The organism is Kitasatospora sp. NPDC127116 (assembly GCF_042677365.1).
Classification (GTDB): Bacteria; Actinomycetota; Actinomycetes; order Streptomycetales; family Streptomycetaceae; genus Kitasatospora; species Kitasatospora lactacystinica.
Window position 1 is genome coordinate 129791 of the sequence record NZ_JBHXTL010000006.1, and the last position, 15249, is coordinate 145039.

Genomic DNA, 15249 nt, shown 5'->3' on the forward strand with positions numbered 1-15249 from the left:
CCGCCGTGGGCCGACGGCGTGCGCCCGTTCTCGGAACCAGTTCCCCCGACGGTTTTCGACGACGGAAGTCCACGACTGTGCCGAATCGTTTGTCCTCGCCCGCCCGTTCCCTTCCCACGGCTCCCCGCCGCACCCGCCCGCGCGGTGGCGCGGGGCCGATCCTGATCGCCGCCGTCCTCTGGGGCACCACCGGGACGGCCAGTTCGCTGGCGCCCGGCGGGGCCCCGGCGGCGGGGATCGGGGCCGCCGGGCTGGTGCTCGGCGGGCTGCTGCTGCTCCTCACCGACCGCGCCGCCCGCGCGCTGCCCCGGGTGTGCGGGCCGCGCGAACGGTGGCTGCTCGCCGCCGGCGCGGTCGCGGTGGCCGGGTATCCGGTCACCTTCTACCCGGCGGTGGGCCGTACGGGCGTGGCGGTGGCCACCGTGATCGCGCTCGGCAGCGCGCCGGTGTTCACCGGGCTGCTCGGCTGGCTCACCCGGCAGGGGCGGCCGGGCGGGCGGTGGGCCGGGGCCACGGCGCTGGCCGTGCTCGGCTGCGCGCTCCTGGTGCTGGGCCCCGAACTCGCCGGGGGCGGCGGTGCGGTGGACCCGCTGGGGGTGCTGCTGGCGGCGCTCTCGGGGCTCTCGTACGCCGGGTACTCGCTGATCGGCGGGCGGCTGATCACGGCCGGGCACCCCTCGGGCGGGGTGATGGGCGCGATGTTCGGCGGTGGCGCACTGATCGTGCTGCCGGTGCTGCTCGCGGGTGACCTGGAGTGGCTCGCCTCGGCGCGCGGGGCGGGCGTGGTGCTGCACCTCGCGGTGGTCACCACCTTCCTCGCGTACTGGCTGTTCGGCCACGGCCTGCGGCACACCAGCGCCCAGACCGCCACCACCCTGACCCTCGCCGAACCGGCCGTCGCGGCGGTGCTCGGCGTGGCCGCCCTGGGCGAGCGCCTGCCGGCGCTCTCCTGGTGCGGACTCGCCGTCCTCGCCGCCGGCCTGGCCTTCCTGGCACTCCCCGCCCGGCGGTAGGGCGGCCGCCCCTGCACGGGAAATCGGCCGGGCCGACTTCCCGTGCGGCGGCGGCGAGTTCGCGGAACCCGGTTGCCGTCGGTGGTCCCGTCTGTTGGGCTTGCGGGCGGCGGGCCCGATCGAGGCCGCCGACTTCCGTGCCGTACGAGGGGATTCCCGTCATGCCCGACAACGCCACCGGCCCGCTCGACCTGCTCGCCCGCTACCGGCGGGCGATGCTCGACCTGGACGCGGACGCCCTGGCCGACCTCTACGCGGAGGACGGGGTGCACGAGTTCCCGTTCCTGTTTCCCGGGGTGCCCGAGCGGTACCGGGGGCGGGAGGAGATCCGGGCCGGGTACCGCGCGATCTGGGGCCCGAGCGCGGCGCGGCCGCGGGAGATCCGGGAGGTGGCCGTCCATCCGGGGGCCGATCCGGAGGTGCTCACCGTCGAGCAGCAGGTGGTCGGGACGCACGCCGGCACCGGCGAGCCGTTCACCGTGCCGGGCCTGCTGGTGATGCGGGCCCGGGGCGGGCTGCTGGTGCACGTCCGGGACTACATGGACGGCCTGGGCGTGGCCCACGCGATGGGGCGGCTGGGTGCCGTCGCCGCGCGGCTGGAGGCCGGGGAGTAGGGCACCGGCCCGGCCGGCCTCCGGCGCGGGCCGGTCAGAGGGCGAAGTGGGCGGCGATGCCGTCGAGGACGCAGTCGAGGCCGGTCTCGAACTGCCAGTCGGGGTCGTCCTTGCGGGTGGCGGTGTGGAGGTAGCGCCGGTAGTTGGGGTAGCGGCCGGTGTCCATCAGCCAGGTCATCCGGGGGGCGAGGCCGGCCCGGGTCTGGTCGCCGTCGGACCAGCCGCGCTCGCGGCGCAGGGCGTTCAGGGTGACCTCGGTGGTGACCGAGCCGTGGACGTAGCCGGTGACGGTGCGGAACACCGCCATGGTGGTGTCGGCGTCCAGGCCGTGTTCGGCCAGGGCGGCGAACGCGTGCTCGGGGACGGCGAGTTGGTGGGGGCTGAGGGAGAACGGGGTGGCCGCCCGGACGGTCCACGGGTGGGCCAGGTGCATGGCCCGCAGGTTGAGGGCCAGGGCGCGCATGGTGTCCCGCCAGCCCTCGGCGGGGGTGCCCAGCGGGAGCCGGCCGTAGACGAAGTCGACCATCAGCTCGATGAGCTCGTCCTTGCCGGAGACGTACCGGTAGGCGGCCATCGGGGCGACGCCGAGTTCGGCGGCCAGTCGGCGCATGGTGACGGCCTCCAGGCCCTCGGCGTCGGCGACGGCGACGGCGGCCTCGGCGATCCGCTGCGGGGTCAGGGTGGTGCGCGGTGCGGGGGCCGGGCGGGCCAGGCGCTCCCAGAGCGAGACCGGGGGCCTGTCGTCGCCGGCGGGGGTGTCCCCGGCTGGGGCCTGTTGAGCGGGCACGGGGCGGGCTCCTTCCGACTGGGGTCGGGCCCACCGTAGCACCTCGCGTGTACGGCGTATCCACAGTGGACGGCGTACACGCTGATGTGTACGTTGTATCCGACAGATACGCCGTACACAGCATTCGTCCCGGAGGGGGATTCCCATGTCCACGGAGCAGAGCCTGACGGAGCAGCACCTGAAGGAGCGGCACCTGAAGGTCGCCGTCCTCGTCGGCAGCACCCGCGAGGGCCGCCTCGGCCCGGTGGTCACCGACTGGCTGCTCGGCCACCTGGAGGCCCACGGCGACCTGACCGCCGACCGGATCGACCTGGTGGAGACCCCGCTGCCCACTACCTTCCCGTCCTTCGGCGGCGAACTTCCGCCGGGCGACGCCGAGTTGCTGGCCGCCGTGTCGCCCCGACTGGAAGCGGCCGACGCCTTCGTGATCGTCACGCCCGAGTACAACCACAGCTTCCCGGCTCCGCTGAAGAACGCCATCGACTGGCACAACCGGCAGTGGCACGGCAAGCCGGTCGCCTTCGTCTCGTACGGCGGCCTGTCCGGGGGCCTGCGGGCCGTCGAGCAGCTCCGGGTGGTACTGGCCGAGCTGAACGCCGCGACGATCCGCAACACGGTGAGCTTCCACGGCGCCGGCCAGTGCTTCGACGCCGACGGCAAGGCGATCGACCCGGCCGCCGACGCCGCCGCCAAGACCATGCTCGACCAGCTCGTCTGGTGGGCCCAGGCGCTGCGGGACGCCCGCCGGGCCCGCCCGTTCGCGGCCTGAGCCGGGGCGGGGGCGGACACCATGGCCACGGAACCGGTCGAGGAGCAGGCGGAGGGCCGGGCGGAGGGCCGGGCCGAGAGGCAGTCCGAGAGGCAGGCCGAGGGCCAGGTCGAGGAGCGGCCCAAGCCGCCGTTGCTCGGTGTCATCGGGCTGATGCTCGGCATCTTCCTCTCGGCCCTCGACGGGCAGATCATCGGCACCGCGCTGCCGACCGTCGTCGGCGACCTCGGCGGACTGGAGCACCTCTCCTGGGCGGTCACCGCCTACCTGCTGACCTCCGCCGCGGCCACCCCGCTCTGGGGCCGGCTCGGCGACCTGTACGGGCGCAAGGGCGCCTACCAGTGGGCGGTGGTGGTGTTCCTGGCGGGCTCGGTGCTGGCCGGACTCGCCCAGGACATGGGGCAGTTGATCGCCTTCCGGGGCCTCCAGGGGATCGGCGCGGGCGGGCTGATGGTCGGCGCGCTCTCGGTGATCGGGGTGCTCGTCCCCGCCTCCGACCGGGCGCGGGTGCAGTCGGTGGTCGGCGTGCTGATGCCGATCGCCTTCGTCGGCGGACCGCTGCTCGGCGGCTTCCTCACCGAACGGCTGAGCTGGCGCTGGGCCTTCTACGTCAACCTGCCGGTCGGGCTGGTCGCGCTGCTCGCGGTCGGCGTCGGGGTACGGCTGCGGACCGAGCGGGTGCGCGCCCCGTTCGACCGGGCCGGGGTCGTCCTGCTGACCACCGGCATCCTCGCGCTCACCCTGGTCAGCAGCTGGGGCGGCGCCGCCTACTCCTGGACCTCCCCGGTGCTCCTCGGCACGGCGCTCGTCGCGCTGGTCGCGCTGGGCTGGTTCGTCCGGACCGAACTGCGCGCCCCCGGGCCGCTGATCCCGCCCGCGCTGTTCCGCGACCGCAACTTCACGGTGGCGCAGGTGCTCGGCCTCCTCGCCGGCGCGGTGATGATCGCCCTGGTCGGCTACCTGCCGCTCTACCTGCAACTGGCCCGGGGCGCCTCACCCACCGCCGGCGGCCTGCTCCTGCTGCCGCTGATGCTCGGCATGATGGGCACCCAGCTGGTGACGGCGCGGCTGATGGGCCGGCCGGGCGGCGAGCGGCGCTACCCGCTGCTGGGCGGCGCGCTCACCCTGGTCGGCGCCGCACTGCTGCTGCTCCTGCGCACCGACACCCCGATCGCCCTGGCCTCCGCGCTCACGGCCGTCGCCGGGATCGGCCTCGGCCTGGTGATGCAGAGCACCCTGCTGACCTCGATGGGGGCCGTGCCGCCCCGGGACATGGGCGCGGCGATGGGCGTGGTCACGCTGCTGCGGAGCATCGGCGGCTCGCTCGGCATGGCGGCGCTCGGCGCGGTCTACACGGCGCGGCTCACGGACTCCCTCGCGGAGCGCCTCGGGTCCGCCGAGGCCGGCCGGCTCACCGGCAGCGGGCTGACCCCGGCCTCCCTCGACGGCCTCCCGGCGGAGGTCCACGAGGCGGTCGGGGCGGCGGTCACCGGCGGCCTGCACGGCACGGTCGTGGGCGGGGTCCTGCTGGCGGCCGCGGCGACGGCCTTCGCCTGCCTGGTCCGCCCGAGCCGGGCCCCGCGGCCGGCCGGAGCCGGAACCCGGACCGATGCCCCGGCCGAAGCCCGGGCGGAGACGAAGGCCGAAGCCCGGACCGATGCCCCGGCCGATGCCCGGGCGGAGACGAAGTCCGAAGCCCGGACCGAGACGAAGGCCTGAGGCGTACGAGGCACGCGAAGCGGCCCCCGGCGGAGCAGGACTCCGCCGGGGGCCGTCAGGCTGCCGGGATCAGCGGGTGATCAGCACTCGATGACGTTCACGGCGAGGCCGCCGCGCGAGGTCTCCTTGTACTTGATCTTCATGTCGGCCCCGGTCTCCTTCATCGTCTTGATCGCCTTGTCCAGCGAGACGTGGTGCCGTCCGTCGCCGCGCAGGGCCATCCGGGCCGCGGTGACGGCCTTGACGGACGCCATGCCGTTGCGCTCGATGCAGGGGATCTGGACCAGGCCGCCGACCGGGTCGCAGGTGAGGCCGAGGTTGTGCTCGATGCCGATCTCGGCGGCGTTCTCGACCTGCTCGGGGGTGCCGCCGAGGACCTCGGCGAGGCCGCCCGCGGCCATCGAGCAGGCGGAGCCGACCTCTCCCTGGCAGCCGACCTCGGCGCCGGAGATGGAGGCGTTCTCCTTGAAGAGCATGCCGATGGCGCCGGCCGCGAGCAGGAAGCGGACGATGCCGTCGTCGTCGGCGCCCGGGATGAAGTTCAGGTAGTAGTGCAGGACGGCCGGGATGATCCCGGCGGCGCCGTTGGTCGGCGCGGTGACCACCCGGCGCCCGGAGGCGTTCTCCTCGTTGACGGCCATCGCGTAGAGGGTCACCCACTCCATCGCGTTGGCCGGCCCGATGCCCTCGGCGCGCAGCGCACGGGCGCCGGACGCGGCCCGGCGGCGGACCTTCAGCCCGCCCGGCAGGATGCCCTCGCGGGACATGCCGGCCCGCACGCACTCCTGCATCACGGACCAGATCTCCAGCAGACCGGTCCGGATCTCCTCCTCGCTGCGCCAGGCCTTCTCGTTCTCCAGCATCAGGCCGGAGATCGACAGGCCGGTCTCCCGGCTGAGCCGCAGCAGCTCGTCACCGGTGCGGAAGGGGTACTTCAGCGCGGTGTCGTCGGGCTTGACCCGGTCCGCGCCGATCGCGTCCTCGTCCACCACGAAGCCGCCGCCGACCGAGTAGTAGGTCTTCTCCAGCAGGGTCGAGCCGTCCGCCGCGTACGCCCACAGGGTCATGCCGTTGGCGTGGTACGGCAGCGAGCGGCGGCGGTGCAGGACCAGCTGGGTGTCCGGGTCGAAGTCGATGGTGTGCTCGCCGACCAGGTTGATCCGCTTCTCGGCGATGATCCGTTCGACGTCCTTGTCGGCCTGGTCGACGTCGACGGTGCGGGGCGAGGCGTTCTCCAGGCCCAGCAGGACGGCCTTCGGGGTGCCGTGGCCGTGGCCGGTGGCGCCGAGCGAGCCGTACAGCTCGGCGCGCACCGCCGTCACCCCGTCCAGGAGGCCTTCGGAGCGCAGTCGGCGGGCGAACATCCGGGCGGCGCGCATCGGGCCCACGGTGTGGGAGCTCGACGGGCCGATGCCGATGGAGAAGAGGTCGAAGACGCTGATGGCCACGGGGGACGTCCTTGTCTGGTCTCGTGGAAGGACTTGCGGGCAGGGAGGGGCCGACACGGGACGGGGCACCGCGCGCACTGTCCAGTGTGCGCGGTGCCCCGGGGTGCCAGGTACGCCGGAGGGGTGAGGCCGGTCACCCCGCCCGAACGATCACCGGAGTGATCAGAGGTTCGGGTACAGCGGGTACTTGTCGGCCAGGGCGCTGACCCGGGCCTTGAGCGCGGTGGCGACGGTCTCGTCGAAGGCGGGCTTGAGCGCCTCGGCGATGATGTCGGCGACCTCGCGGAAGTCCTCGGCCTGGAAGCCGCGGGTGGCCAGGGCCGGGGTGCCGATGCGCAGGCCCGAGGTGACCATCGGCGGGCGCGGGTCGTTCGGGATCGCGTTGCGGTTGACGGTGATGCCGACCTCGTGCAGGCGGTCCTCGGCCTGCTGGCCGTCGAGCTGGCTGTTGCGCAGGTCGACCAGGACCAGGTGGACGTCGGTGCCACCGGAGAGCACGCTGGCGCCGGCCTCGGCCACGTCGGCCTGGAGCAGGCGCTCGGCGAGGATGCGGGCGCCGTCCAGGGTGCGCTGCTGGCGCTCCTTGAACTCCTCCGAGGCCGCGACCTTGAAGGCGACCGCCTTGCCGGCGATCACGTGCTCCAGCGGGCCGCCCTGCTGGCCGGGGAAGACCGCGGAGTTGATCTTCTTGGCGTACTCGGCCTTGGACAGGATGACGCCGCCGCGCGGGCCGCCCAGGGTCTTGTGGGTGGTGGTGGTGACCACGTCCGCGTACGGCACCGGGTTCGGGTGCAGCCCGGCGGCCACCAGACCGGCGAAGTGCGCCATGTCCACCATGAGCAGCGCGCCGACCTCGTCGGCGATCCGGCGGAACGCGGCGAAGTCGAGCTGGCGCGGGTAGGCCGACCAGCCGGCGATGATCAGCTTCGGCTGGTGCTCCTTGGCGAGGCGCTCGACCTCGGCCATGTCGACCTGGCCGGTCTTCTCGTCCACGTGGTACGCGGCCACGTTGTAGAGCTTGCCGGAGAAGTTGATCTTCATGCCGTGGGTCAGGTGACCGCCGTGGGCCAGGCTCAGGCCCAGGATGGTGTCACCCGGCTGGATCAGCGCGAACATCGCGGCGGCGTTGGCCTGCGCGCCGGAGTGCGGCTGGACGTTGGCGTGCTCGGCGCCGAACAGTGCCTTGATGCGGTCGATCGCGATCTGCTCGACCACGTCGACGTGCTCGCAGCCGCCGTAGTAGCGGCGGCCGGGGTAGCCCTCCGCGTACTTGTTGGTCAGCACCGAGCCCTGGGCCTCCATGACCGCCACCGGGGCGAAGTTCTCGGAGGCGATCATCTCCAGGGTGGTCTGCTGGCGGTGCAGCTCGGCGTCGACCGCGGCGGCGATCTCCGGGTCGAGGGCGTGCAGGGACTGGTTGAGAACCGTCATGGTGTGGTCTTCCCGGGAGGAGGAGGGAAAGGGGCCGGGGCGGGGCGGACCGCCGTGCGCGGCCCGTCCCGTCGGGTGGCTCAGCCCTGGGGGTTGATGAGCGCGTCGTACTCGTCGGCGCTGAGCAGCTCGTCGGTGGCCTCGACGCGCACCTTGAACAGCCAGGCGTTCCCGAACGGGTCCGCGTTCACGGAGGCCGGGTCGTCGATGACGTCCTGGTTGATCTCGGTGACCTCGCCGGTCACCGGGGAGTACAGGTCGCTGACCGACTTGGTGGACTCCAGCTCGCCACAGGTCTCGCCGGCGGTCACGGTCTCGCCGACCTCGGGCAGCTGCACGTAGACGATGTCACCGAGGGCGGTGGCGGCGTGCTCCGTGATGCCGACCGTGGAGACACCGTCCGCGGCCGCGGTCAGCCACTCGTGCTCCTTGGTGTACTGCAGGTGCTGGGGGTTGCTCATGGCGTCATTCTCCAGGATGGGAAGCGGGTACGACGAAGCGGGCCGCCGCGCGGACGGCCGCGACGTGCGCAAACGGAAAAACGGGGGCCTCGGCGAAGGCTCAGCGGGCGCGCTTGTAGAACGGCAGCGCCACGACCTGGACGGGCTCGTGCTTGCCGCGCACGTCCACCGCGACGGTGGTGCCGGGGACGGCGTGGGCGGCGTCGACGTAGGCCATCGCGATCGGCTTGCCCAGGGTCGGGGACGGCGCGCCCGAGGTGATCCGGCCGATCGGCTCGCCCTCGGTGGAGACCACGGTGTACTCGGCGCGCGGCACCCGCTTGCCCTCGGAGACCAGGCCGACCAGCACCTTCGGCGGGTTGGTCTCGGCCGCGGCGGCGGCCTGCTCCAGCGCCTTGCGGCCGATGAAGGCGCCCTCGTTGGTGGTCTTGTCGAAGCGGACGACCCGGCCCAGGCCGGCGTCGAACGGGGTGAGGTCGGTGGACAGCTCGTGCCCGTACAGCGGCATGCCGGCCTCCAGGCGCAGCGTGTCGCGGCAGGACAGGCCGCACGCGATCAGGCCGTGGCCCTCGCCCGCGGCGGTCAGCGCCTGCCAGACCGGCTCGGCGTCGGCCGGCCGGCAGAAGATCTCGAAGCCGTCCTCGCCGGTGTAGCCGGTGCGGGCGAGCAGCACGTCGCGGTCGGCCACCCGGGCCGGGAGGATCGCGTAGTACTTCAGGCCGGGCAGGTCGGCGTCGGTGGTCTTCGTCAGGATGCCGGTGGCCTCCGGGCCCTGGACGGCGATCAGCGCGTAGGTGTCGCGGTCGTCGGTGACGACGGCGTCGAAGCCCTTGGCGCGGGCGATCAGCTCGTCGAGGACCAGCTGGGCGTTGGAGGCGTTGGCGACGACCAGGAAGGCGTCCTCGCGCAGGCGGTAGACGATCAGGTCGTCCAGGATGCCGCCGTCCTCGGCGCAGATCATGGTGTAGCGGGCGCGCAGCACGCCCAGCGCGGAGACGAAGCCGACCAGCGCGTGGTCCAGCATCTCGCCCGCCTGCGGGCCGGTGACGGTGATCTCGCCCATGTGCGAGAGGTCGAACAGGCCGGCCTGGGTGCGGACCGCGAGGTGCTCCTCGCGCTCGCTGCCGTAGCGCAGCGGCATGTCCCAGCCGGCGAAGTCGGTCATGGTCGCGCCGAGGGCGCGGTGCAGCGCGTCGAGCGCGGTCAGGCGGAGGGACGACATGGCCAGGAACTCCTCGGTCGGGGCACTCAGGGGTGCACGCGCCGGACCGGACCCGCTCGGGTTCGACCCTGCGCGCGGGCATGCGGCGGCGTGGGTCTCCCCATCTGTCGTCGAACCTGAGAGCTTCACCGCCCACCGCCCGCAGCTGTTTCCAGCTTGGGGGACAGCATGACGGCTTGCACCGTGGGTGGGCGCACGACAGGGCCGGGCGCCGCTTTCCAGATGTGCCTAACCCGTGCGGTAGGGGTGCCTGAGAGATTCCGGGGAGGACTTGCTCCTTCGGCGCCGGCTGTGCCTGAACGGCACTCCGGGCTCTCCCGCGCGGGTTCGAGCGGCCGGTATGGAGTTGTGGGGGCCCGCGGCGCATGCCGTCGGACGGGCACATCATGGCACGTCCGGGACGGCGAGGGGAGAGGGGACCCGGTCACACCGCGCGGCACCCGGGCGCGGGCCCGGGACGGCACCCGGGACCGGGGCCCGCGCGGCACCCGAACACGAGCCCTAAAGGGGAGGCCCCGGGGGCCCTAGACTGCTGCGCGTCGGCGCAGCAGAGGGCGGCCGAGCGGCAGAGGGCGGGATCGGCGGCGCATGGGGTACCCGGTGGAGCAGCAGCAGGAGTGGGGCGGACCGCAGGAGGCGCCGGCGGGCGGTTCCTGGCCGGCCAACGAGCTGGAGCAGGTGCTGACCGCGGCCCTGGGCGACCCGGGCGCGACGCCGAGGGTGATCGAGGTGCTGGCGCGCAGCCAGGTGTGGGTGCCGCTGCCGGCCGGGGCCGATCCGCAGGGGCAGGCGCTGGACCTGCCGACCGTCGAGCTGGGCGGCGATCCGTACGTGCCGGTGTTCTCCTCGCAGGAGGTGTTCCTCCAGCAGGCGCCGGGGATGGCCTTCGCGGTGGCGCCGGTGTGGGAGTTCGCCCGCGGGCTGCCGCTGGGCGTGGGCATCGCGGTGAACCCGGACGCGGCCGTGGGCATCCCGGTGCCGCCGCAGGGGGTCGCCGAGCTGCGCCGCGGTCCGCGCGGGGACCGCTGGGAGGCCGCTGACGACGCCACGGCGCCGACCGGCGGCCGGGTGGCGCTGCGCGAGCCGGTGCCGGGCGAGGACCCGGAGCACTTCCTGGCCGCCTGCCGGGGCGAACTGTCGGCAATGCCGGGAGTGTTGACCGCCCGCAGGGCGCTGGCCAGCATCGAGGGCGAGCCGACCGTGATGTTCGTGGGCGTCCAGCTGGACCCGGCGGCACCGGCCGATCCGGCCGCGGTGAACGACGCGCTCGGCCGAGCGCTGGGAACCGCGCCGCTGCCCGGCGGCGTCCACCTCGTACTGCTCGACCTCGCCGACGACCCGGTGGTCGAGTGGCTGCTCACCCGGGTACTGCCGTTCTATTCGCGGGGCTGAGCGGGGTTCGTATCAAAGGCACGTCGCCGTGGCGGTGGCCGGTGCAGCGCCATAGGGTGCGTGCAGACGGCCGACGGGCCGGCGGGTTGAGGGAAAGAGGCGCGGCGAGGTGGGCGCATGAGTGCGGGAACGGGAGCGGGCGGTGTGCCGGGGCCCTGGGGCCAGGCACCGGCCGGGCGCCCGGGAGCTGATCCCGGCGCGTTGGAGCGCGCCCTGCGCGACGTCGCGCCGGAGCGCTACGACGCGTACGAGCGGCTGCTGCACGCGCTGGCGGACGGCCAGGTCTGGATGCTGCTGTGGCACGGCACGCCGGGCAGCCCGGACGCCCAGTACGGGAACATGGAGATCAGCGGCCACGGCTACGCGCCGGCCGTCACCTCGTCCGAGCAGCTGACCGCCTCCGGCTGGGCGCGGGCCCACGAGGTCATCTCCGGCCGGGAGATCGCGGCCTCGCTCTACCGCACCCGCTGGGGCCTGTGGCTCAACCCGCACGCGCCCGGCGGCGGCGTCGGCGTGCCGTGGGCGGACCTGCGGCGGGTCGCCGCGGGCCTGGACCGGCTGCCGGCCGGGCCGTTGAAGCTGAGCGAGCCGCAGCTGAACGCCCAGTCGTTCTTCGCGCTGCTGGAGCGGCAGGCCGCCGAGGTGCGCGCGGTGCGGGCCCTGCGCCGGGCCTGGGTGCAGCCCGCGGTGGGGGAGCCGTACCTGGCCATCGGCCTCGACCTGTACGAGAGTTCGCCGCCGGCGGTGGAGGCGGTGCGGGCGCTGATGCAGCGTGCGATCGCGGTGGCCCCGGAGGGGCTCGCGGTGTCCACGGTGGCGATGTCGGACGAGTACGACCCGGTGGCGCTGTGGATGCGCGCCAACGCGCGGCCGTTCTTCGACCGGGAGGCGGGCCGCCCGCCGACCGGTCCGTACCCGCCGGTGCCCCCGCCGCCGTACCCGGGGCAGTCGATGCCGGGTTACGGGTACGGCACCCAGTCGCCGGCGCAGGGCTGGCAGCAGCAGCCGCCGCAGCGGCCGTGGCCCGGCTACCCCGGGCGCTGATTCCCAAAACTCATTCCCCGAAGCCGACTTGATTGTCCATCAAGTCGGCTTCGATGCTTTCCGGACGAATTTCCGGATGTGTGCTCCGGTCATCTTGACATGGCAGTTACAGCCATGTGAAGAGGTATATGCCGAAGACCGGGGAGGTGCATGCACGCAGATCACAGTTGGGCATCTGTCGGTTGGCAGGGCTGGCGCAAGCCAGTTCGGATGGCAGAGAGTTCTGCGCAACGCACCGCGCGTGCTTGAACCCCACAAGGGCGAGCGCGCACGCCGACAGTCCGCCCACGCGACGCCCATCCCGCGTGGTGGCAGTGCCTGTGCACGACGCACTGCCGTCAACACCCGCTCCTCCTAAGCACCTCCGCACGTCCGCAGCCGCACCGCCGAAGCCGGCGACCGGCACCCGTGGGCCGGCCACCGTCGGCGAGGGGACCAACTGACCATGACCGCAACCGTGACCACCGCCGGGAACGATCCGGAGGCACCCGCCACCGCAAGCCCGGCCAAGAAGATCGAGGGCCGCTCCCTCGGCCAGATCGCCTGGACCCGCTTCAAGCGGGACAAGGCCGCCGTCGCCGGCGGCGTCGTGGTGATCCTGCTGATCCTGCTCGCCGTGCTCGCCAAGCCGATCGAGTCGATGTTCGGGCTCGACCCGGACGCCCTCCACCAGGACCTGCTGGACGCCGACCTCGGCGGTCTGCCGTTCGGCGACTGGGGCGGCATGAGCTGGGACCACCCGCTCGGCGTCGACCCCCTCCAGGGCCGTGACCTGCTCACCCGCGTCATCGAGGGCTCCTGGGTCTCCCTGCTGGTCGCCTTCGGCGCGACCCTGCTGTCCAACACCATCGGCACCGTGCTCGGCATCATGGCCGGCTACTACGGCGGCTGGGTGGACACCCTGATCAGCCGGGTGATGGACGTCTTCCTGGCGTTCCCGCTGCTGCTCTTCGCCATCGCGATCTCGACCTCGCTCCAGGGCGGCGCGTTCGGCCTGCACGGCCTGCCGCTGCACATGCTGGTGCTGATCTTCGTGATCGGCTTCTTCAACTGGCCCTACATGGGCCGGATCGTGCGCGGCCAGACGCTGTCGCTGCGCGAGCGGGAGTTCGTCCACGCGGCCCGCAGCCTCGGCGCGCGCGGACCGTTCATCCTGTTCAAGGAACTGCTGCCCAACCTGGTCGGTCCGATCCTGGTCTACTCGACCCTGCTGATCCCGACCAACATCCTCTTCGAGGCCGGGCTGAGCTTCCTCGGCGTCGGCATCCAGCCCCCGCAGGCCTCCTGGGGCGGGATGCTCCAGGACGCGATCCGGTACTACCAGGTGGACCCCCAGTACATGGTGGTCCCCGGTCTGGCGATCTTCGTCACCGTGCTCGCCTTCAACCTGCTCGGCGACGGGCTGCGCGACGCCCTCGACCCCAAGAACAACTGACCCTGCGTCACTCGGACCACCCGTCACTCGACGGTGCGTCAGAATCCCTCCTCCACATCCTCAAGGGGTTGATCTCACCCATGCGTAGGTCCCGTACCGTCGCCCTGACCGCGGCGGCTGCCGCCGCGGTCCTGGTCGTGACCGGTTGCACCAGTTCGTCGAAGAACGGAGGGTCCTCCACGGCCTCCGGCTCCGCCGAGGGCGGCTCCGGTGCCAACGCGGCCACCAAGGGCATCGTCAACGCCTCGGACAAGAAGGGCGGGACGGTGACCTACGAGATGAAGGGCACCCCCGACTCGCTCGACCCGGGCAACACGTACTACGCGTACATCTACAACTTCTCGCGTCTGTACGGCCGGCCGCTGACCACCTTCAACCCGGCGCCGGGCGAGGAGGGCAACAAGCTCGTCCCGGACCTCGCCGAGTCGATGGGCCAGCAGAGCGCGGACGGCCTGACCTGGACGTACAAGCTCCGCAAGGGCCTGAAGTACGACGACGGCACCCCGATCTCCTCGAAGGACGTCAAGTACGCCATCGAGCGCTCGAACTACGCGCTGGACGTGAACTCCAACGGCCCGGTGTACTTCCACGACCTGCTGGTCGACAACGCCACGCCGTACGCGGGTCCGTACAAGGACAAGGAGGGCGGCCTCAACTCGATCGAGACGCCCGACGACACCACGATCGTCTTCCACCTGCAGCACCCCTTCGCCGACTTCGACTACCTGGTCAGCGCCCCGGAGACCGTGCCCGTCCCGCAGGCCAAGGACACCGGTGCGGAGTACGTGAAGAAGATCGCGTCCTCGGGCTCCTACAAGTTCGAGTCCTACGAGGACGGCAAGCAGGCCGTCCTGGTGCCGAACACCAACTGGGACAAGAGCACCGACCCGATCCGCAAGCAGCTCGCGGACAAGATCGTGCTCAAGTTCAACATCGACCAGGCCACCATCGACAAGGACCTGCTGGCCGGCAACGCCCAGGTCGACCTGGTGGGCGGCGGCGTCGACCCGCAGACCCAGGCGCAGATCCTGCAGAACCCGAAGCTGAAGGCCAGCACCGACAACGCCTACGGCGGCCGTCTGGTGTACATGGCGATCAACTCCAAGCTCGCGCCGTTCGACAACGTCGAGTGCCGCAAGGCCGTCCAGTACGCGATCGACAAGGTCTCGGTGCAGACCGCGCTCGGCGGCCCGATCCGCGGCCAGATCGCCAACACGGTCCTCCCGCCGGACATCGCGGGCCACCAGGACTTCAACCTGTACGAGACCAAGGACAACAAGGGCGACGAGGCCAAGGCCAAGGAAGCCCTGAAGGCCTGCGGCAAGGAGGGCGGCATCAACACCGTCCTGTCGGCCCGCACCGAGCGCGCCACCGAGGTCGCCGCGGCCACCTCGATCCAGGCCGCGCTGAAGAAGGTCGGCATCAACGCCGAGATCCAGCAGTACCCGCAGGGCAAGTACCTGCAGGACGCCGCCGGGTCCCCGCAGTTCGCGGCCGAGCACAACATCGGCCTGATGATGATGCAGTGGGGCGCCGACTGGCCGACCGGCTACGGCTTCCTCCAGCAGATCGTCGACGGCCGCACCATCAAGCCGTCCGGCAACAACAACCTGGCCCAGCTGAACGACTCCGCCGTCAACAAGCTGATCGACGACGCCGCGATCAACCCCGACAAGGGCGCCCGCGAGAAGATCTACGGCGACGTCGACAAGAAGGTCATGGAGCAGGCGGTCTACGTCCCGCTGACCTACTTCAAGGTCTTCCTGTACCGCCCGGACAACGCCACCAACCTGGTCTCCACCTCGGCGTTCTCGGGTGAGTACGACTACCTGAACATCGGCTCCACCAAGTAAGAGCCTGGCTCCGCATCCCTGAAGGCAGGTGAAGGCAGCGGCGCCCGCCGCCGTCCGGAAG

Annotated in this window: 13 protein-coding genes and 1 riboswitch; of the genes, 8 read left to right on the plus strand and 5 right to left on the minus strand. The window is 72.4% G+C overall.

Annotated elements, in window-relative coordinates:
• The first annotated feature begins 77 nt into the window (after positions 1 to 77).
• Together ACFVHV_RS04405 and ACFVHV_RS04410 are read left to right on the plus strand one after the other, a co-directional pair.
• A complete protein-coding gene (locus tag ACFVHV_RS04405) occupies positions 78 to 1013 on the plus strand; it encodes an EamA family transporter (RefSeq protein ID WP_359901466.1) in 936 nt (311 codons plus the stop codon).
• Between the two features lie 161 nt (positions 1014 to 1174).
• Positions 1175 to 1627, plus strand: coding sequence for a nuclear transport factor 2 family protein (locus ACFVHV_RS04410; RefSeq protein ID WP_380348719.1), 453 nt, complete (start codon positions 1175 to 1177; stop codon positions 1625 to 1627).
• 34 nt (positions 1628 to 1661) lie between these two features.
• On the opposite strand, the gene ACFVHV_RS04415 is transcribed toward ACFVHV_RS04410, so the two are convergent.
• Complete coding sequence (locus tag ACFVHV_RS04415) at positions 1662 to 2414, minus strand: TetR/AcrR family transcriptional regulator (protein WP_380348721.1); 753 nt, start codon at positions 2412 to 2414, stop codon at positions 1662 to 1664.
• A gap of 145 nt (positions 2415 to 2559) precedes the next feature.
• On the opposite strand from ACFVHV_RS04415, the gene ACFVHV_RS04420 reads away from it, so the two are divergent.
• A complete protein-coding gene (locus tag ACFVHV_RS04420; RefSeq protein ID WP_380348723.1) occupies positions 2560 to 3183 on the plus strand; it encodes an NADPH-dependent FMN reductase in 624 nt (207 codons plus the stop codon).
• A gap of 21 nt (positions 3184 to 3204) precedes the next feature.
• Complete coding sequence (locus ACFVHV_RS04425; protein WP_380348725.1) at positions 3205 to 4902, plus strand: DHA2 family efflux MFS transporter permease subunit; 1698 nt, start codon at positions 3205 to 3207, stop codon at positions 4900 to 4902.
• Positions 4903 to 4982: 80 nt separating this feature from the next.
• Here ACFVHV_RS04425 and ACFVHV_RS04430 read toward each other — a convergent pair whose 3' ends face one another.
• From ACFVHV_RS04430 to gcvT, 4 genes are all read right to left on the minus strand, one after another.
• Positions 4983 to 6350 carry an L-serine ammonia-lyase gene (locus ACFVHV_RS04430; RefSeq protein ID WP_359901480.1) on the minus strand — a complete coding sequence of 456 codons (1368 nt, stop codon included), beginning with the start codon at positions 6348 to 6350 and terminating at the stop codon, positions 4983 to 4985.
• A gap of 162 nt (positions 6351 to 6512) precedes the next feature.
• Entirely contained in the window at positions 6513 to 7781 is a 1269-nt protein-coding gene (gene glyA / locus ACFVHV_RS04435) for a serine hydroxymethyltransferase (protein ID WP_359901482.1), read from the minus strand.
• Between the two features lie 80 nt (positions 7782 to 7861).
• The gene (gcvH, locus tag ACFVHV_RS04440) at positions 7862 to 8242 is read right to left on the minus strand and encodes a glycine cleavage system protein GcvH (protein WP_359901485.1); all 381 of its coding nucleotides are present in this window, start codon (positions 8240 to 8242) and stop codon (positions 7862 to 7864) included.
• Between the two features lie 100 nt (positions 8243 to 8342).
• Entirely contained in the window at positions 8343 to 9464 is a 1122-nt protein-coding gene (gene gcvT / locus ACFVHV_RS04445) for a glycine cleavage system aminomethyltransferase GcvT (protein ID WP_380348727.1), read from the minus strand.
• A 228-nt stretch (positions 9465 to 9692) separates the two neighbouring features.
• Positions 9693 to 9794, minus strand: a riboswitch (glycine riboswitch).
• A gap of 258 nt (positions 9795 to 10052) precedes the next feature.
• On the opposite strand from gcvT, the gene ACFVHV_RS04450 reads away from it, so the two are divergent.
• From ACFVHV_RS04450 to ACFVHV_RS04465, 4 genes are all read left to right on the plus strand, one after another.
• A complete protein-coding gene (locus tag ACFVHV_RS04450) occupies positions 10053 to 10856 on the plus strand; it encodes an enhanced serine sensitivity protein SseB C-terminal domain-containing protein (protein WP_359901491.1) in 804 nt (267 codons plus the stop codon).
• Between the two features lie 117 nt (positions 10857 to 10973).
• Positions 10974 to 11900, plus strand: coding sequence for an enhanced serine sensitivity protein SseB C-terminal domain-containing protein (locus ACFVHV_RS04455; protein ID WP_380348729.1), 927 nt, complete (start codon positions 10974 to 10976; stop codon positions 11898 to 11900).
• Between the two features lie 445 nt (positions 11901 to 12345).
• Positions 12346 to 13335 carry an ABC transporter permease gene (locus ACFVHV_RS04460; protein WP_359901496.1) on the plus strand — a complete coding sequence of 330 codons (990 nt, stop codon included), beginning with the start codon at positions 12346 to 12348 and terminating at the stop codon, positions 13333 to 13335.
• Positions 13336 to 13415: 80 nt separating this feature from the next.
• Positions 13416 to 15188, plus strand: a complete 1773-nt coding sequence (locus tag ACFVHV_RS04465; RefSeq protein ID WP_359901498.1) for an ABC transporter substrate-binding protein — start codon at positions 13416 to 13418, stop codon at positions 15186 to 15188.
• Positions 15189 to 15249: the final 61 nt, after the last annotated feature.